The 18,098-nt window shown below is 69.9% G+C and carries 15 protein-coding genes and 1 other RNA gene; 11 read left to right on the forward strand and 5 right to left on the reverse strand.

The genetic code is table 11. From position 1 onward, the window contains the following. The first annotated feature begins 24 nt into the window (after positions 1-24). Positions 25-4,899: an NAD-glutamate dehydrogenase gene (locus ACGF0J_RS02110; protein WP_393141408.1), complete on the forward strand. Its 4,875-nt coding sequence runs from the start codon at positions 25-27 to the stop codon at positions 4,897-4,899. Positions 4,900-4,986: 87 nt separating this feature from the next. On the opposite strand, the gene ACGF0J_RS02115 is transcribed toward ACGF0J_RS02110, so the two are convergent. Next, positions 4,987-6,000 (reverse strand): hypothetical protein, encoded by a 1,014-nt coding sequence (locus ACGF0J_RS02115; protein ID WP_393141410.1) that lies wholly within the window; start codon positions 5,998-6,000, stop codon positions 4,987-4,989. Positions 6,001-6,047: 47 nt separating this feature from the next. Here ACGF0J_RS02115 and prfB point away from each other — a divergent pair, with 47 nt between their 5' ends. Next, a complete protein-coding gene (gene prfB, locus ACGF0J_RS02120; RefSeq protein WP_393141412.1) occupies positions 6,048-7,163 on the forward strand; it encodes a peptide chain release factor 2 in 1,116 nt (371 codons plus the stop codon). Here prfB and ACGF0J_RS02125 read toward each other — a convergent pair. After that, a complete protein-coding gene (locus ACGF0J_RS02125) occupies positions 7,149-7,340 on the reverse strand; it encodes a hypothetical protein (RefSeq protein ID WP_393141414.1) in 192 nt (63 codons plus the stop codon). The two genes, prfB and ACGF0J_RS02125, sit on opposite strands and share 15 nt — an antisense overlap. A gap of 204 nt (positions 7,341-7,544) precedes the next feature. Between ACGF0J_RS02125 and ftsE the strand changes: the two genes are divergently transcribed. The 6 genes from ftsE (at position 7,545) to ACGF0J_RS02155 (ending at position 13,465) form a co-directional block, all read left to right on the forward strand. After that, the gene (gene ftsE / locus ACGF0J_RS02130; RefSeq protein ID WP_393141416.1) at positions 7,545-8,234 is read left to right on the forward strand and encodes a cell division ATP-binding protein FtsE; all 690 of its coding nucleotides are present in this window, start codon (positions 7,545-7,547) and stop codon (positions 8,232-8,234) included. Between the two features lie 20 nt (positions 8,235-8,254). Next, the gene (gene ftsX, locus ACGF0J_RS02135; RefSeq protein WP_393141418.1) at positions 8,255-9,160 is read left to right on the forward strand and encodes a permease-like cell division protein FtsX; all 906 of its coding nucleotides are present in this window, start codon (positions 8,255-8,257) and stop codon (positions 9,158-9,160) included. Positions 9,161-9,258: 98 nt separating this feature from the next. Beyond that, the gene (gene smpB, locus ACGF0J_RS02140) at positions 9,259-9,726 is read left to right on the forward strand and encodes an SsrA-binding protein SmpB (protein WP_393141420.1); all 468 of its coding nucleotides are present in this window, start codon (positions 9,259-9,261) and stop codon (positions 9,724-9,726) included. Then, a complete protein-coding gene (locus ACGF0J_RS02145) occupies positions 9,723-11,594 on the forward strand; it encodes a penicillin-binding transpeptidase domain-containing protein (protein WP_393141422.1) in 1,872 nt (623 codons plus the stop codon). Before smpB ends, ACGF0J_RS02145 begins: the two co-directional genes overlap by 4 nt. Before the next feature lie 320 nt (positions 11,595-11,914). Continuing rightward, positions 11,915-12,298: a transfer-messenger RNA gene (gene ssrA, locus ACGF0J_RS02150) on the forward strand. A 189-nt stretch (positions 12,299-12,487) separates the two neighbouring features. Then, complete coding sequence (locus ACGF0J_RS02155) at positions 12,488-13,465, forward strand: PLP-dependent cysteine synthase family protein (RefSeq protein WP_393141424.1); 978 nt, start codon at positions 12,488-12,490, stop codon at positions 13,463-13,465. A gap of 46 nt (positions 13,466-13,511) precedes the next feature. Here the strand turns inward: ACGF0J_RS02155 and ACGF0J_RS02160 are convergent, their stop codons facing one another. Next, the gene (locus ACGF0J_RS02160; protein ID WP_393141426.1) at positions 13,512-13,697 is read right to left on the reverse strand and encodes a hypothetical protein; all 186 of its coding nucleotides are present in this window, start codon (positions 13,695-13,697) and stop codon (positions 13,512-13,514) included. Positions 13,698-13,957: 260 nt separating this feature from the next. Between ACGF0J_RS02160 and ACGF0J_RS02165 the strand changes: the two genes are divergently transcribed. Together ACGF0J_RS02165 and ACGF0J_RS02170 are read left to right on the forward strand one after the other, a co-directional pair. Next, entirely contained in the window at positions 13,958-14,209 is a 252-nt protein-coding gene (locus tag ACGF0J_RS02165; protein ID WP_393141428.1) for a hypothetical protein, read from the forward strand. Continuing rightward, complete coding sequence (locus tag ACGF0J_RS02170; RefSeq protein WP_393141430.1) at positions 14,206-14,634, forward strand: type II toxin-antitoxin system VapC family toxin; 429 nt, start codon at positions 14,206-14,208, stop codon at positions 14,632-14,634. The genes ACGF0J_RS02165 and ACGF0J_RS02170 overlap by 4 nt, the downstream gene beginning before the upstream one ends. Positions 14,635-14,909: 275 nt before the next feature. On the opposite strand, the gene ACGF0J_RS02175 is transcribed toward ACGF0J_RS02170, so the two are convergent. Further along, positions 14,910-15,488 (reverse strand): hypothetical protein, encoded by a 579-nt coding sequence (locus ACGF0J_RS02175; RefSeq protein ID WP_393141432.1) that lies wholly within the window; start codon positions 15,486-15,488, stop codon positions 14,910-14,912. A gap of 57 nt (positions 15,489-15,545) precedes the next feature. Continuing rightward, entirely contained in the window at positions 15,546-15,980 is a 435-nt protein-coding gene (locus ACGF0J_RS02180) for an SSI family serine proteinase inhibitor (RefSeq protein ID WP_393141434.1), read from the reverse strand. A gap of 523 nt (positions 15,981-16,503) precedes the next feature. On the opposite strand from ACGF0J_RS02180, the gene ACGF0J_RS02185 reads away from it, so the two are divergent. Continuing rightward, complete coding sequence (locus ACGF0J_RS02185) at positions 16,504-18,093, forward strand: protein kinase (RefSeq protein WP_393141436.1); 1,590 nt, start codon at positions 16,504-16,506, stop codon at positions 18,091-18,093. Positions 18,094-18,098 lie beyond the last annotated feature (5 nt).

The raw sequence follows: 18,098 nt of genomic DNA on the forward strand, positions 1-18,098 counted from the left end.
CCCTCACAAAGGAGTGAGAGCGACATGCCGCTTGACGAGGCCAAGGACGAGTTGCTCCAACGGGCCGCGCAGCGCTGCGCGGCCGGCAGCGACCATGTGAGCCCCGAGGAGGCCCTGGCCCTGCTGCGCGTGTACTACCGGCACGTCGCTCCCGAAGACCTGCTCGACCGCAACCCGGTCGACGTCTACGGACCCGCGATGTCCCACAAGCAGCTCGCCGAGGTGCGCCCCCAGGGCAGGGCGGTGGTCCGGGCCTTCACCCCGACCGTCGACGAGAACGGCTGGGACCCGGGACGCTCGGTGGTGGAGGTGGTCACCGACGACATGCCGTTCCTGGTCGACTCGGTGACGATGGAGCTCGACCGGCACGACGTCGGCGTCCACCTGGTGGTCCACCCGCAGATGCGGGTCCGGCGCGACGTGACGGGCCGGATGCTCGGCCGCGGCCAGGACGACGTCACGGGCCAGACGGTGGCCGAGTCGTGGATGCACGTCGAGATCGACAAGCAGGCCGACCCCGAGGTGCTCAAGGGACTTGAGGCCGACCTGCAGCGGGTGCTGGGCGACGTGCGCCACGCGGTCGAGGACTTCGCGAAGATGCGGGCGATGGCCGTGCAGACAGCCGACGACCTGTCGGACAACCCGCCGCCGCTGGAGCCGGCACAGGTGGAGGACAGCCTCCACCTGCTGCGCTGGCTCGCCGACGGGCACTTCACCTTCCTCGGCTACCGCGAGTACCGCCTGGAGAGCACCGAGGAGGGCGACGCGCTCCGCGCCATGCCCGGCACGGCGTTCGGCATCCTGCGCGACGACAAGATCGGCTCCACGAGCTTCTCCGTGCTCCCTCCCGAGGTGCGGGCCAAGGCGCGGGAGAAGCGGCTGCTGATCATCACCAAGGCCAACTCCCGCGCGACCGTCCACCGGGCCGCCTACCTCGACTACATCGGGGTCAAGCTGTTCTCGCCCGAAGGTGAGGTCATCGGCGAGCGCCGCTTCCTCGGCCTGTTCACGCACATGGCCTACAACGAGTCGATCCTGCGGATCCCCGTCCTGCGGCGCAAGCTCACCGAGGTGCTGGACCGCGCCGGGCTGCAGGCCGACAGCCACGACGGCAAGGATCTCATGGAGATCCTGGAGACGTTCCCGCGTGACGAGCTGTTCCAGACCTCGGTCGAGCAGCTCCTGCCGATCGCGCTCGGCGTGCTGCGGCTGCGCGAGCGCAAGCAGGTCAAGCTGTTCCTGCGCCCCGACGACTACGGCCGCTACATCTCCTGCCTCATCTACCTGCCGCGCGACCGCTACACCACGCAGGTCCGGCTGAGGATGCAGGACGTGCTGCTGAAGGCGCTCGGCGGCAGCACGCTCGACTACAGCGCGATGATCGGCGAGTCGGCGCTGGCGCGGCTCCACGTGGTCATCCGCGGTGCCCGTGGCAGCCTGCTGCCGGCGCCGCAGGTGGACGTGGAGGAGCTGGAGGCGCGGCTGGCCGCCATCACCCGCTCCTGGCAGGACGACCTGGCCACGGCGCTCACCGAGATGAGCTCCGAGGAGGAGGCGCCCCGGCTCATCAGGCGCTACCAGTCGGCCTTCCCCGAGGGGTACAAGGCCGACTTCCCGCCCAAGATGGCCGTGGTCGACCTGCGCCGCCTGGAACAGCTCCTCGCCGCCGCCGACGACGAGCAGATCGACATCAACCTGTACGAGCCGTACGACGCCACCGAGGGCGAGCGGCGGCTGAAGATCTACAAGGTCGGCTCGCCCATCTCGCTGTCCAAGGCGCTGCCGCTGATCCAGCGACTCGGCGTCGAGGTGGTGGACGAGCGCCCGTACGAGATCGACGTCGACAACGACCCGGCCACCAGGAACGCCTGGATCTACGACTTCGGGCTGCGGTTCACCCCCTCGGAGGAGGTCGACCGCAACGACTTCAAGCGGCTCTTCCAGGACGGCCTGGTCGCGCTGTGGAAGGGCGAGGTCGAGGCCGACAACTTCAACGCGCTCATCCTGCGCGCCGGCCTGACCTACGAGCAGGCCGAGATCCTGCGGCTCTACGCCAAGTACCTGCGCCAGGCCGGCAGCACCTACTCCCAGCGCTACATGGAGCGGGTGCTCAACGGCAACGTGCGGCTGGCACGGCTGCTGGTGCGGCTGTTCGAGGCGCGGCTGGACCCGCGGCGCGACGAGGACGTCCGCGCCGACCTGGCCGACGCCCTCGTCGAGGAGATCCTGGGCGCGCTGGACGACGTCGCCTCGCTCGACGAGGACCGGATCCTGCGCGCCTACCTGGAGATGATCCAGGCGACCCTGCGCACCAACTACTTCCAGCGCGACGGCGACCGGCGCAAGCCGTACATCTCGCTGAAGTTCGACCCGCAGGCGATCAGCGTGCTGCCGCTGCCCCGGCCGAAGTACGAGATCTTCGTCTACTCGCCGAGAGTGGAGGGCGTGCACCTGCGGTTCGGCAAGGTCGCGCGGGGCGGCCTGCGCTGGTCGGACCGGATGGAGGACTTCCGCACGGAGGTCCTCGGCCTGGTCAAGGCGCAGATGGTGAAGAACACCGTCATCGTGCCGACCGGCTCCAAGGGCGGTTTCGTGGTGAAGCGCCCGCCGGAGACCGGCACCCGCGAGGAGGTCCTCGCGGAGGGCGTGGCCTGCTACCGGATGTTCATCTCCGGACTGCTCGACGTCACCGACAACCTCGTCGACGGCAAGGTCGTGCCGCCGCCCGACGTGGTCCGCCACGACGGCGACGACCCCTACCTGGTGGTCGCCGCCGACAAGGGCACGGCGACGTTCTCCGACATCGCCAACGGCGTGGCCAAGGAGTACGGCTTCTGGCTCGGCGACGCCTTCGCCTCCGGCGGCTCCATCGGCTACGACCACAAGGCCATGGGCATCACCGCCCGCGGCGCCTGGGAGTCGGTCAAGTACCACTTCCGCACGATGGGCGTGGACGTCCAGAGCACTGACTTCACCGTGGTCGGCATCGGCGACATGTCGGGCGACGTGTTCGGCAACGGCATGCTGCTGTCCCGGCACATCCGGCTGGTCGCCGCCTTCGACCACCGCCACATCTTCGTCGACCCCGACCCCGACGCCGCCGCCTCCTACGCCGAACGGCAACGCCTGTTCGAGCTGCCGCGCAGCTCGTGGGCCGACTACGACGCCGGCCTGATCTCCGCGGGCGGCGGCGTCTTCCCGCGCACCGCCAAGTCGATCCAGATCACGCCGCAGCTGCGCGAGGCGCTCGACCTGCCGGCCGGCGTGTCCTCCATGGCGCCCAACGACCTGATCAGCGCCATCCTGCGGGCCCCCGTCGACCTGCTGTGGAACGGCGGCATCGGCACCTACGTGAAGTCGGGCGCCGAGTCCAACGCCGACGCCGGTGACAAGGCCAACGACCCGCTCCGGATCGACGCCGGCGAGCTGCGCTGCAAGGTCGTCGGCGAGGGCGGCAACCTCGGCTTCACCCAGCTCGCCCGCATCGAGTTCGCGCTCGGCGGCGGGCTGGTCAACACCGACTTCATCGACAACTCCGCCGGCGTCGACACCTCCGACCACGAGGTGAACATCAAGATCCTGCTCGACCAGGTCGTCCGCGACGGCGAGCTGACCGACAAGCAGCGCAACCAGGTCTTCACCTCGATGACCGACGAGGTCGCCGACCTCGTGCTGCGCGACAACTACGCCCAGAACGTGGTGCTCGACGCGGCCCGGTCCCAGGCCGTGGAGATGCTGCACATCCACGCCCGCTACCTGCGGCGGCTCGAACGCGACGGACTGGTCAACCGCGAGCTGGAGTTCCTGCCGTCCGACAAGACGCTGGCCGAGCGCCGCCAGGCCCGCCTCGGGCTGACGGCGCCGGAGTTCTCCGTGCTGCTGGCCTACACCAAGCTCGTGGCCGACGCCGAACTGCTCGGCTCCGACCTGCCCGACGACCCCTACCTGGCCTCCTGGCTGGTGTCGTACTTCCCGTCGGCGCTGCGCGAACGGTTCCGCTCCTACATGGACGCCCACCCGCTGCGCCGCGAGATCATCACCACCTGCGTGGTGAACGAGCTGGTCAACTCCATGGGCACCACGTTCATGTACCGCTTCGCCGAGGAGACCGGCGCCTCGACGCCCGACACCGTGCGCGCCTACCTCGTCACCCGGGAGGTCTTCGACCTGCCCAGCTTCTTCCGCCAGGTGGAGGCGCTGGACAACGTCGTCGACACCGCCACCCAGATTGCCATGCTGCTGGAGGCGCGCAAGCTCGCAGAGCGGGGCACCCGCTGGCTGCTCACCAACCGCCGCCCGCCGCTCGACCTGGCGGGCTCGGCCGGGTTCTTCGTCAAGGGCGTGAACGGCCTGCTCACGCACCTGCCGAAGCTGCTGACCGGCCCCGACCTCGCGGCCTTCGAGGACCGGCGCGACTCCTTCGTCGCCCGTGGCGTGCCCCAGGAGCTGGCCGAGCGGGTGGCGGCCATGGTGCCCGCCTACTCCACGTTCGACCTGGTGGAGATCGCCTCGGTGGCGGGGCGGCCGGTCAACGAGGTGGCGGAGGTCTACTTCGATCTCGCCGACCGCCTCCAGCTCGCCCGCCTGCGCGAGCGGGTCATCGCCCTGCCGCGCGACAACCGCTGGAACGCCATGGCCCGCTCGGCGCTGCGCGACGACCTGTACGCGGCCCACGCGTCCCTCACCCGAGAGGTCCTGACCGGCAGCACCCCCGGCCTGTCGCCGGAGGACCGCCTGGCCCGCTGGAGCGAGGCCAACTCGGCCGCGGTCGGCCGCGCCCGGCAGACGCTGTCGGAGATCTGGGAGAGCGACAACTTCGACCTCGCCACCCTGTCGGTCGCCCTGCGCGCCGTCAGGACCCTGGTGTCCACCAGCAACCTGCCCCGAGCGGAGGACTGACCCCGCACCGGCCCGCCGGAAGGACGCCGCCTCCCCACGGAGCGGGCGCCCTTCCGGCGCGCGGGTGGCCTGGACCGGCCGGTGGCGCTACTCGCCCGTGGCGCGGGTGAGGGCGCCGTCGTGGGCGACGACCCGGGCGGCGGCCGGGGCCGAGAAGGGCGGGACAGCCGTCGCGTACTGGTGGGTCTCGGAGAGCCGGAGCGTGCGGCGCAGCACCGGCTCGTCGATGGCCCAGCGGGCCCGCTCGGGCACCGGGATGAAGTCCTTCTCCGCCGTGCGCGTCGTGGTGGTCGTGGTCCGCGTCAGGGAGTACTGGATCAGCGCCCCGCCGTCGGAGGTGCGCAGCGCGTAGACCGGGTGGTCGTTGCCGCTGAAGATCGAGTCGTAGCTGAACCCGGCGAGCTTGGCCTCGTCGCGCTCCGCGGAGATCTCCTGGGCGATGTCGGTCGTGTGCGGGCCGGGCGCGAGGAGGCCGGCGGTCACGCCGCTGGCGCCCGCCTCAGCCACCGTGGCGTGCAGCGGGCCCATGTAGTGCGGGCTGATGGTGACGCTCTCGTCCTGGGCGCCCAGCGCCGTCGCGTAGCCGTCGGCGTCGAGCGCGATCTGCGGCGCCCGCTGCCCCTCCAGCAGCCGCGTCGCCGAGCCGAGCCGCCAGTCGGCGGCCTTGGCGAATGTCAGCAGCGTCAGGTCGCCGTCGCGGGTGACCAGCACGCTGAACCACGTGCCGGCCCGCTGACCGGCCGGGAAGCGGGGCACGTAGAAGGTGGGCCGTCCCCACGTGTAGCGGGGCGGGCGGTTGCCGGTGGAGGCGAAGGCGGCCGTGGTGAGCAGCGACTCGGAGTCGCGGGTGATCTCCAGCGACAGCCGCAGGTCGCCGCCCGCGCGCAGCAGGTCGTCGGTCGCGACGAACTCGGCGAACACCTCGGCCGCGTCGTCCGGTGTGACGGCGGGCGGCGCCGGTGTGGGCGTGGGAGCGGGACTCCCGGCGGCGGCCTTACTCGGAGCCGGCGCCGCGGAACCCGAGCAGGCGGCGAGCCCGGCCGTCCCGGTCAGCAGGGTGACGGCGAGCGCCGCAGCCTTGAGCCGACCAGATGCGCGCACCTCGCCATGTTATTCGGGCGCGCGATGGTCGCGTACCCTTGGGAGACGTGGCAGTCATCGATCCCGCAGAAGAGATCAACGAGCTGGCGGGCACGCTCCGGAGCATCCAGGACGTGCTCGACCTCGACGCTATGCGCAAGCAGATCGAGGATCTGGAGCAGCAGGTTGCCGCCCCGGACCTGTGGGACGACCCCGACCAGGCCCAGAAGGTCACCAGCAAGCTCTCCCACCTGCAGGGCGAGCTCAACCGGGTCGAGGCCCTGGTCCGCCGGCTCGACGACCTGTCGGTCCTGTACGAGCTGGCGGCCGAGGAGAGCGACGACGAGACCAAGGCCGAGGCCGACAAGGAGCTGTCGTCGCTGCGGTCCGACATCGGCGCGCTGGAGGTCCGCACGCTGCTGTCGGGCGAGTACGACGCGCGCGAGGCGCTGCTGACGATCAACTCGCAGGCCGGTGGCGTCGACGCCGCCGACTGGGCCGAGATGCTGCTGCGGATGTACCTCCGCTGGGCCGAGCGCAAGGGTTACCCGACCGAGGTCTACGAGACCTCCTACGCCGAGGAGGCCGGCATCAAGTCGGCCACGTTCGCGGTGAAGTCCCCCTACGCCTACGGCACGCTGCGCGGCGAGCACGGCACCCACCGCCTGGTGCGCATCAGCCCGTTCGACAACCAGGGCCGCCGCCAGACGTCCTTCGCCGGCGTCGACGTCGTCCCCGTGGTCGAGCAGACCGACCACATCGACATCAACGAGGACGAGATCCGGGTCGACGTCTACCGGTCCTCCGGCCCCGGCGGACAGGGCGTCAACACGACCGACTCGGCCGTGCGCATCACCCACCTGCCGACCAACATCGTGGTCTCCTGCCAGAACGAGCGCTCCCAGCTGCAGAACCGCGCGACCGCCATGGCCGTGCTCCAGGCCAAGCTGCTGGAGCGCAAGCGTCAGGAGGAGGCGGAGAAGATGTCGGAGCTGCGCGGCGCCACGACGACGTCATGGGGCACGCAGATCCGCAACTACGTGCTGCACCCCTACCAGATCGTCAAGGACCTGCGCACGGGCACGGAGGCGGGCAACCCGACGGCCGTTCTCGACGGCGACCTCGACGGTTTCATCGAGGCCGAGATCCGCTGGATGCGCCGGCAGGAGTCAGAGACCGCTTAGGTGCTTGACCGCCAGGGTCACGAACAGCAGGACGACCAGCAGCAGGACGATGAGAGCGGGTGGCAGCCCGGCGAAGCCGTGGTTGTGCATCCGCTCGCGATTGGCGCGGCAGAGGGCGCAGCGGCCCTCGATGACGGGGTGGGCGCACTGCGCGCAGACGAGGTGTTGGCAACTCATGTCAGCCCCAAGTGTAGCCGCACAATCGTTTTGTTTCCGTTATGGACGTTCCATGCCAGTCTTCCCCCTAGACTGTCCCCTGGCCAATCGGAACGTCGATCGTCGGTAAAACCGAGGCGTCCCCGATAGGTGAGCGGCGGGAAGTGGGCATGTGCCACCCTCGCTTCCGTCCTGACCCCTAGACTGGCATGCCGTGATGCTCTCGTGATCCATTTCGATAATGTCACCAAGGTCTACGCGAACCAGAACCGGCCCGCGCTCGACCACGTCTCGGTGGACGTGGACAAGGGCGAGTTCGTGTTCCTCGTCGGTCCGTCGGGATCCGGCAAGTCCACTTTCCTGCGGCTGATCCTCAAGGAGGAGCGGCCCGACTCCGGCGCGATCCACGTCGCCGGCAAGGATCTGGCCCGCCTGTCCAACTTCAAGGTGCCGCACCTGCGCCGCCGCATCGGCTGCGTGTTCCAGGACTTCCGGCTCCTGCCGAACAAGAACGTCTACGAGAACGTGGCGTTCGCCCTGGAGGTCATCGGCAAGCCCCGGCGCTTCATCCGTAAGGTGGTGCCCGAGGTCATCGAGCTGGTCGGCCTGGAGGGCAAGGCGCACCGGATGCCCGACGAGCTGTCCGGTGGCGAGCAACAGCGCGTCGCCATGGCCCGCGCCTTCGTCAACCGGCCTATGATCCTCCTGGCCGACGAGCCCACGGGCAACATCGACCCAGCGACGAGCATCGGCATCATGAAGGTGCTCGACCGGATCAACAGGACCGGCACCACCGTCGTCATGGCCACGCACGACGCGGCCATCGTCGACTCCATGCGCAAACGTGTCGTGGAACTGGAGGACGGCAAGATCGTCCGCGACCAGTCGCGTGGCGTGTACGGCCAGGCGTACTGACAGGGAGCAGCAGGCAAACCATGCGGGCCAATTTCATCTTCTCCGAGGTCTGGATCGGCCTCCGCCGCAACCTGACCATGACGCTCGCGGTGGTCCTCACCGTGGCGGTCGGCATGGCGATGCTGGGCGTCGGCCTGCTGATCAACGCTCAGGTGTCCATGATGAAGGACTACTGGTACGACAGGGTCGAGGTCTCGGTCTTCCTGTGCCACAAGAACACCGCCATGCCGCAGTGCGGCGGCAAGGGCGTCAGTGACGCGCAGGTCAAGGCGCTGGACGCCAAGCTGAAGGCAATCCCCGGGGTCGCGGCCGTCACCTACGAGGACCAGGAGACGGCCCTCAAGAACTTCAAGGCGACCCTCGACCCGGACAACGTGATGGCGCAGACCACCAAGGTCGAGGACATGCCGACGTCGTTCCGCCTCAAGCTGGCCGACCCCGACAGCAACTACAAGCCGATCGTGGACGCGGCGAAGGCGCTGCCGGGCGTCGCGTCGGTGAAGGACCAGCGCGAGATCGTCAACGGCCTCTTCGACATGCTCGACACGCTCCGGTCGGCCGCGCTCATCGTGGCGGGCACGCTGGTGGCCGCCGCCGCACTGCTCATCGGCAACACGGTGCGGCTGTCGGCCTTCAACCGGCGCCGCGAGACCGGCATCATGCGCCTGGTGGGCGCCTCCAACATCTACATCCAGCTTCCGTTCGTGATGGAAGGCGTGATCGCCGGCCTGATCGGCGGTGTGGGCGCGGCCGTCATGCTGATCATGTCGAAGGTCTTCCTCTTCGACGGGCTGGCGGGACACTTCGCCAACCAGCCGCTCGGCTGGGACGAAGTGGCGGGGGCCATCACAAAGACGATGGTCATCGGCGTGTTCATCTGTGTGCTGGCGTCGTTCGTCACGCTGCGCCGCTACCTCAGGGTCTGACCGCGCCGATGGTCGCGCTTCCGACGAACCTCCGCCGGCGGTGCGGGGTCGCTCTTCACGGTTCCGCTCGCCGCTCCGGACGCCGGTAAGGTCGAGACATGCCACGTGAGACGGGGCGGAAAGTCATCGCCCAGAACAAGCGTGCCCGGCACGACTACACCCTCGAAGACACCTTCGAGGCCGGTCTGGTGCTGCAGGGCACCGAGGTCAAGTCGCTGCGGGAGGGCCGCGCCTCGCTCGTCGACGGCTACGCCACGATCGACGGTGGCGAAGCGTGGCTGTTCAACGTGCACATCCCCGAATACAGCCAGGGGACGTGGACCAACCACGCCGCCCGTCGCAAGCGCAAGCTGCTGCTGCACCGCAAGGAGATCGAGAAGCTCGCCGCCAAGACGAAGGAGGGCGGGCTGACGATCGTGCCGGTGCTGCTCTACTTCAAGGACGGCCGGGCCAAGGTCGAGATCGCCGTCGCCCGCGGTAAGAAGGACTGGGACAAGCGTCAGTCGCTGGCGGAGCAGCAGGCCAAGCGGGAGATGACCCGGGCGCTGCGGCACCGCAACCGATGAGCCGCCTGCGCCGCACCCTGACCGCCACGATGACGCTGGCGGTCGCGTGCACGACGCTGACCGGGTGCTTCGACGAGTCGTCGCCGCACGACGCCGTCCGCGACTTCCTCGTGGGCTGGCAGTCGGGCGACTACGCGACGGCCGCCGCCCGCACCGACGGCGACCAGGCGGCCGTGCGCAAGGCGCTGTCCGACGTCAAGCTGCAGCTCGACGCCGCCTCGTTCCGGTTCCGGATCAAGAGCATCACCCTGGACGGCGACACCTCGCGCGCCGACTTCCGTGCCGAGATCGACCTCGGCGAGAACAACCCGCTCTGGGTGTACGACGGGGCGCTGCCGCTGCACGTGGTGGACGGCCTGTGGAAGGTGCGCTGGTCGCCGTCCGTGCTGCACCCGCAGCTCAAGGACGGCCAGCGGTTCGCGGTCGACCTCGAACCCAAGACCCGCCAGCCGGTGGTCGACCGTTCCGGCGAGCCGCTGCAGAGCGACCAGGTGCTCTACGTGGCCGGGGTCGTCCCGTCGCAGCTCGGCGCCCAGGCGCAGGAGGTCGTCAGGCGGCTGTCGGCGGTCACCGGGTTCGCCCAGGACCGGCTGCTGAGCCGCATCCTGTCGTCGCCGCCGAGCGAGTTCGTGCCGCTGGCCACGTTCGGCCGCCAGCGTTTCCTGTCGACGCAGGCGAAGCTCGACGCGATCCCGCAGATCTCCGTCCAGCGGCAGCCGCAGCCGTTCGCGCCCGAGGCGCCCAAGGACCTCATCGGCAGGGTCAGCGCGCTCACCCCGGAGACCGAGCAGAAGCTCGGCGGCCCCCAGCGGGCCGGCGACTCGGTCGGGCAGAGCGGCCTGCAGCGGGCCTACCAGGACTACCTGACCGGCTCCACGCAGACCAGGGTGGTCATCCTCGACCAGGCCGGCAACGAGGTGGCGCGGCTGAAGGAGTGGCCGGGCCGCAAGAACCAGTCGGTCAAGACCACGATCGACCGGGGCATCCAGGCGGCGGCGGAGACCGCGCTGACGGGCACCGCGACGAGCGCGCTGGTCGCGGTGGACAAGAGGTCGGGCGAGATCCGCGCGGTCGCCACCAAGGGTCTCAACGAGGAGAAGGACGCGCTGGCGGGCAAGTTCCCGGCCGGCACCGCCTTCTCCATCGTGGCCGCCGACGCGCTGGTGAAGGCCGGGGTCAGCACCGACCTGAGGCTGTCGTGCCCGGCCGAGCGCACGGTGGGCGGCGCCAGGTTCGTGGAGGCGGGGCAGGCGGCGCAGCAGGCCGGCGGGGCGTCGCCGACGTTCAAGGACAACTTCGCCAAGGGCTGTGTGACCGCCCTGGCCTCGCTCGCCCGCCGCGTCGACGCGGCCGCGCTGGCGAACAGCGCCAAGCAGCAGTTCGGCATCGGGCAGCCGTGGCGGCTGCCGCTGCGGTCCTTCAGCGGAGCGCTGCCCGCCCTGCGCAGCGACGCCGACAAGGCCAGGGCGATCGCCGGCCAGAACGTGCAGGTCAGCCCGCTGTCCATGGCGCTGGTCGCGGCGGCGGCCGGGTCGGGCACCTGGCGGCCGCCCGTGCTGGTGACCGACCCGCAGACGACTGGGCCGACGACCGAGACCGTCGCAGCCCCGCCGGTGCGGCCGGTCCCCCTCGATCCGACGGTGCGCACGGCGCTGACGGCGATGATGCGCGCCGGCGCCGCGGGCACCCCCGCCCAGGCGGGCCGGGGCCGCGTGTACGGGGTGACCGCGCCGGCCGGTGACGAGGGCAGCAGACAGCGGTGGTTCGTCGGCTGGCAGGGGGACCTGGCGATCGCCGTGCTGGCCCGCAACTACGACCCGGCGGCGGTCGCGGGGAGCTTCTTCGCGGCGGTGCGCACCGGTTCGTGAAAACCGCAGTACGGCCCGATCCGACCCAGCGTGAAATATTCGTGACGCTGAGCAACCATCCGGACCTCCGGTGGCGTCTTTCTCAGTGACCGGGTCCGCTCGGGGGGTTGCGGCCCCGGTCACCGCGATGAGACCAGGACTTCATCTCGGGGGAAGTCCTGCCGTCGGACCGGCTCGACCCTGCCGGTCGGCCCCCGGGGACGTGTGCGAACAGCCGCGTCCCCGGGGGTTTCGTCATGGGAATCAAGTTGGCATCACAGGCGTTGTCGGTTGTACAGTCGTCTTGCTCGACTCTTCGGGGTCGTGTTGACAACTGCACAGGGGGTGACTGGCTTCGACTTTGACCTTGCAAGCCAGGTGAAGCGGGCCGAGGACTGCGGACATAACCTCGTTAATCCTGTGACCGCGAACAATAAGTGCCAATAAGAAGCACGCTGAGGTGAGCCAGGACTCCCTGGCTCTCGCTGCCTAAGTAGCGAAGCCTCTGTCAGCCCGAGAGCGCCTTCGGCTCGGTGTCTGGCATCGCTAGAAGGCTCCACCGATCGACCCGGCCACGGGGATGATCGGGAAACCAAACAGTGGCTGAGCCCGTCGGCGACTCGCCTGCGTGATCGCCGGGGCTGAGAAAAACACAGCAGGCTGCGCCCGGAGAAGCCCTGTCTTGGGGTTGAAGGACGCGGGTTCGATTCCCGCCACCTCCACAAGATCAAACCGCCTCCTACCTGCGAAAGCATCGCAGGTAGGAGGCGGTTTTCTTGTTCGGGATGCTTATCTGCGCCTGGGCTGGTCGGGCGACCGCGACGGTCATCGCAGGGGAGCGCGCGGACTCCCTGCCCGGCTCGCTCGTGGCGAACAGGCGCGATCTCTCGGGCCGCGCCTGACATGGTGGGACGGTGAACTGGAACACGCGAGCGCTCGAAGTGCTGGCGGCGGGTGAGCCCACCCCGCTGATCGACTTCCCGGTGTCGGCGCCCGGGATCAGGCTGCTGCTGAAGGACGAGTCCGCCCAACCGACGAGAAGCCTGCGGCACCGGCACGCCAGGGCACTGTTCCGCCGTGCCGTGATGGACGGGTCGGTCACCGAGGGGGTGACCGTGGTGGAGGCGACCGGAGGCAACGCAGCCGTGGCGCAGGCCTGGTTCGCGCGGCGGCTCGGGCTGCCGTACATCGTGGTCATGCCGGGCGAGCGCAGCCAGGCTCGGGCGCGGCCGGTCGAGGAACTGGGCGGGGAGTGCCGGTTCGTGACGCCGCCGCTGGCCATCTACAACGCCGCACGGGAGATCGACGGGCACTTCCTGGACCAGTTCGGGCGGGCCACGCCGCACGACCTGGCGGAGGAGTTGTTCGGACAGGTACGGCCGGACTGGGTGGTGACGGGCGCGGGCACCGGAGCAACCTCGGCCACCCTCGGTCAGTGGATCCGATCCCATGGTGAGGACTGCCGGGTCGCGGTGGCGGATCCCGAGAACTCGGCCTATTTTCCGGGATGGACCCTTGACGTGCCCGATTACGGCACCGGGATGCCCTCGCGGATCGAGGGCATCGGACGGCCGCGCGTCGAGCCCGGCTTCCGGCCCGACCTCGTGGATCTGGTCGTCCCCGTACCCGACGCGGCCAGTGTGGCGGCGGCCCGGTGCATCCGCGAGGTCACCGGGCTGCCGGTCGGCGCGTCGTCGGGCACCGCGCTCTGGGCGGCGCTGGAACTGGTCGAGCGCATGCGGGCCAGGAGCGAGACCGGCACGGTGGTGTCGCTGATCGGCGACGCGGCCGATCGACATCTGGCGACCTGCCACGATGACGGGTGGGCGGCCGGGAAAGGGCTGGACGTCGGACAGTACACGAGCACTCTGAGGCAGCGCGCCAGCCTGTAGCCTGCGGCGGCGTGCATGCTCCAGCCCTGCTGGGCCTCTGCGGGGCTCAGGACTCCTGATCGTTGTCGGAGCGCCTCGTGTCGCGCTCTTTCGAGAGCCTGTCGAACCAGGCCTCGATCTCCTCGTCGGAACAGCTCGACAGATCGACGACGGCGGAACCGTTCTGCAGGTGAATCCGGCCCGCCTGCCCTCTTTTCCGGCGCCACGCGATGATCTTCTCGGAGATGTTCACCGCCGCGCTCGCCGCGCCCAAGATCGGCGCGACGTCCTACCAGCGGTTCTCTGTGAACTCCAGGCCCTCGATGATTTTGAGGGTGTTCCCTTCGACGCTTGTGCGGCTGAAGAACCGCTGGCCGCCCGCGTGGCACAGCTCACAGAAGGACTTCGCCCACTCGAGAACGTGCAGCGCGATCGGTCGGCGTGGTACGCCGTGGCATGGAGGGGTACCATTGAGTCATGGATGCTCGGAGGTGTCGTCCGACCGAGGTGAGCGTGCGCCAGTTCGTCAATGACTCCGGTAGCGTCACCCGCGGGCTGCGTGAGGGCAAGCGATACATCCTCACTCTCAACGGTGAGCCACTTGCCGAGGTGAAGCCGATCAAGCGTCGCCGGTTCGTTCCCACGGCTGAAGCGCAGGCCGTGTTCGCCACCGCCCCGGCTGTCGACTGGAACGAGGTGCGGGCTGATCTGGACACGATCATCGATGACGAGCTGCGTGATCCGTTTGAGGGGACCGGCCTGTGAATCGGCCTGAGCGCGGCGTTCTGGACACCAACATCGTGGCCGCCTTCAAGCTCTTCGATCCCGCCGAGCTGCCCGTGGAATCGGCGATCACCGCCGTCACACTCGGTGAGTTGTCGCGGGGGCCCTACGCCACCGATGATCCGGTCAAGCGCGCGGGAAGGATCGCGGTGCTCCAGCATGTTGAGGCCGCGTTCGGTGATCCGCTGCCGTACGACGCCGAAGCGGCCCGGATGTTCGGGCAGCTCTGTGCCGTCGTGTACGCGCAGGGCCGGCAGCCACGAAGTCGGACCGCCGACCTGATGATCGCCGCGACAGCCGCGAGTAATGCGTTGCCGTTGTTCACCGCGAATCCCAAGGACTTCGACGGCTTGGAACGGCTGGTGGACGTGGTCGCTGTGCTGCGCCCGCACGGCGCGACGGGTTAGCCGTCGGCGTCAGATCATCCGATACGGCTTCACCACCTGCGGCATGGTGTTCGCGTAAGCGGTAAGCACCTTCACACGATCAGACCGCCTCTTACCTGCGGAAGCATCGCAGGTAAGAGGCGTCTTCCGTTCGGGCCGCTGGTCCGCGCCTGGGCCGGCCGGGTGACCGCACGGCCCGGGGCGGCCCCCCGATCGGCGAGCGCTGGCCCCCTCCTGACCAGTCTCGCCCGGGCCGTCCCCGGCCGTGGCCGCGCGCATGTCGGCTGTGCCGTGGATCAGTCGTGCGCTGGGGGCCTGCTCGGCGCGAGGTGGCGGTCGATGACCTGGTCGAGCTGGGCGACGGCGGGCTCCCAGTCGCGCGGCAGCGTGTGGCAGCGGACCGCGCTGCGGCCCCGGTAGCGCAGGGTGTAGGTGAAGTGATCCGCGATGTCGCAGCCGTCGGCGGAGGAGTGCCACGTGGAGACGGCGCCGAGCCTGCGCCTCAGCAGGCTGAACTCCTCGACGGTGAGCTGGAAGGCGGCGCTGGCCTCGCCGGAGGCGACCTGCCCCAGGCCGTTCCTGTCTATCGAAACCCTGCGCTGAATTCCGGCGAACCCGCCGGTCTTTTCATAGCGGATGATTTCTGGTGAATGGCTGGTGGCACGCTGTGCGTGCGTATCGGCCTGCGCGGTCGTCGCCGGCAGGACCGCGATCGCCGCGAGAATGGTCGCGACGGTCAGGTGCTTGAACACGAAAATATCCTTCTCCTCGTCCGGAAGACGATTCGGTGTCCGGTGGGTGAATTGTGGGAATTTCTGTTCCGGGGCATCCCAGAAAAACCCATTCTCGCAGGCGCGCGTTGATCCGGTGTTCATGTGACGGCCAGGTGAGGGTGGGGACCGGGATGCCCCATATTCATGAAAGGCTGTGCGTCAGGAGGCGAAGAGGACGCCTCCGGTGGCGCGCACCGCCGTGCAGAGGTTCGGATACGTCCGCGTGAACTCGCGGAACTGCCTGTTCCAGACCCCGGTGGCGGTCACGTGCACCGGGGCGTACTCCCGGGTGCACATGCCGGGGTCCTCGGGGATGCGCTCCACCATGCCGTTCGCGCGACGGAGCTGGTCGCAGGCCGTCGCCGGGCTGGCGTGCGCGCCTCCGTCGGGGCCGCACAGCAGGGTGCCGGCCGAGACGGGGGCGGGGTCCCCGCCGGTGGCGGGCGTGACGCGGAGGACGTAGACGCCGACGTGGTCGGTCGAGGTCGAGGTGGTCGCCAGAGCGGGCGCGACGGAGAACAGCGGGACCAGCCCGGCGAGGGCGGCCGTGGCGAGCCACGCCCTGCGACGGTCAAAGGTTCGCTGCGATCGCATGGGATACCTCCTTGTATCTTTGCCGCGATCAGCGGCCTCGGTGTGGTGAGACGAAATTGTTGGTCGCCTCATGGTGCGGAGGAAAAGCGCGTGGACCGGATGCCGGTGGGCGTTCCTAAATCCTTGCGCCACGAGATGTTAGAACGATGACAAGTGCGGGGCAAGTCGTCGATCATGTGCCACGCGTGATTCGTTGACAATTCAAAGAAAATCCCTGCTTTATTAAATGCGGCGCATGACCGTAAACAGCGGGGGCGGCGAGGGCGAACGTCTCGGTGCACCGCCCGTCGAGCAGGTGATCTTCACGTGGTGCTGTCGGCGGCTCGCGTCCGGATTGCAGGGCGTTTTCCGGAGAACCCTTTTCTTTTCAGTGACAAAGCTCACATCGCGGCCCGCGACGGTGGCGGCCTGCCTTCGGGCGCGGTCGTGAGGGCGCGGGTGTGGGGGGTGACGTTGATGCGGTCTAGCAGCCGAGATGAGGGCGTGAAGCCCGGCATGTCCGGACATGGCTATGGTGTCTGCGATGACTGGGGACCGGATCGTGGGCGGCTACACGCTGCGGCGTGTGCTCGGGCGGGGCGGCATGGGCGTGGTGCACCTGGCCACCACCCCGACCGGCGGCCTGGCCGCGGTCAAGGTGATCCACCCCGAGCTCGCCCGCGACCCAGCCTTCCGGCGGCGCTTCGAGCGGGAGGTGGCGGCGGCGCGCCGGGTGGCGAGGTTCTGCACGGCTCCCGTGCTGGACGCCGGCATCGACGGTGACACCGCCTACCTCGTCACCGAGTACGTCAAAGGGCCAGACCTGGCGCAGGCCGTACGGGAGCAAGGGCCGCTGGCCGGCTCGAACCTCGACGCGCTCGCGGTCGGTATCGCCACCGCGCTCAGCGCCATCCACGGCGCCGGGGTGATCCACCGGGACCTCAAGCCCTCGAACGTCCTGCTGTCGCCGCTCGGCCCCCGGGTGATCGACTTCGGCATCGCCCAGCTCGTGGAGGCGGGACCGGCCGGCCAGGTCAGCCAGGTGGTCCTCGGGACGCCCGCGTTCATGGCGCCCGAGCAGGTGCGCGGCGAGCCGCTCACCCCGGCCGCCGACGTGTACGCGTGGGGCGGGGTGATGGTGTTCGCGGGCACCGGGCGGCTGCCGTTCGGGGGCGGGTCGCCGGCCGAGGTGCTGTACCGCATCGTCAACGAGGGGCCGTCGCTGGACGGGCTCGACGAGGGCATGCGGGACCTGGTGGAGCGGGCCATGGCCAAGGAGCCGGGGCTGCGGCCCTCGGCGGAGCGGCTGCTGGCGGCCCTCGTCGGAGGCGGCCCGCTGACACACGCCCACGCCACGGAGGTCGTCGAACGCACCTGGACCGGCCCCGCCCCGACCCTGCCCGCCGACCCGGCGCCGCCGTCCGTGCCGTCCTCGGGGGGCGCCGGGGAGCCCGTCCATACCGTTGCTCCGCACTCTCCGCCTGGGGGTACGGCCCGGCGGTGGCGTGTCCGGGCGGTCCGGGCGGCGGGGCTGGTCGCCGTGCTGGCGGCGGTGGCGGTGGGGGTCACGGCCGTGCTGGAGCCGGAGAGCGGACCCTACCGGGCGGACTTCTCGGACGGCTGGGAGGTGGGCGCCTCTCAGGCGGGCACGGCGCGGGCGGACGGCACGGCGTACGTGCTGACCGTCGAGCCGGGATGGCGGCTGTGGAAGTCGGCTCCCCGGCGCGAGCCCGAGGGCCCCGTCCTCGTGGCCGCCAAGGCCCGGCTGGAGCGGGGCACGGGCGAGTACGGCGTGTGGTGCCACGGGGGGACCGGCGGCAGCCGGTACGAGTTCCTGGTCCGCACGGACCAGGTGGCCATCGTCAAGCGGGTCGCGGGAGGCCGGCCGGTGGTGCTGCACGGCCCCGGCCCGGTGCGGCGGGGCACGGGCGGCGGCCGGGTCGTGGCCGAGTGCCGCCGCGACGCGGGCGGCGCGACGCTGCGCATGTGGCTGGACGAGGCGCTCGTCGCCGAGACCACCGACGTGACCGAGCCGCTGGGGCCGGGGGCGGCGGGCGTGCACGCGGCCCCGGCGGGCCGGCAGGGCGTGCGGGTGCGGTTCGAGTCGTTCGACCTCAAGCCGGTCGGCGGGTAGGCGGC

It is taken from the genome of Nonomuraea sp. NPDC047897, from assembly GCF_043204415.1.
Taxonomy (GTDB): Bacteria; Actinomycetota; Actinomycetes; order Streptosporangiales; family Streptosporangiaceae; genus Nonomuraea.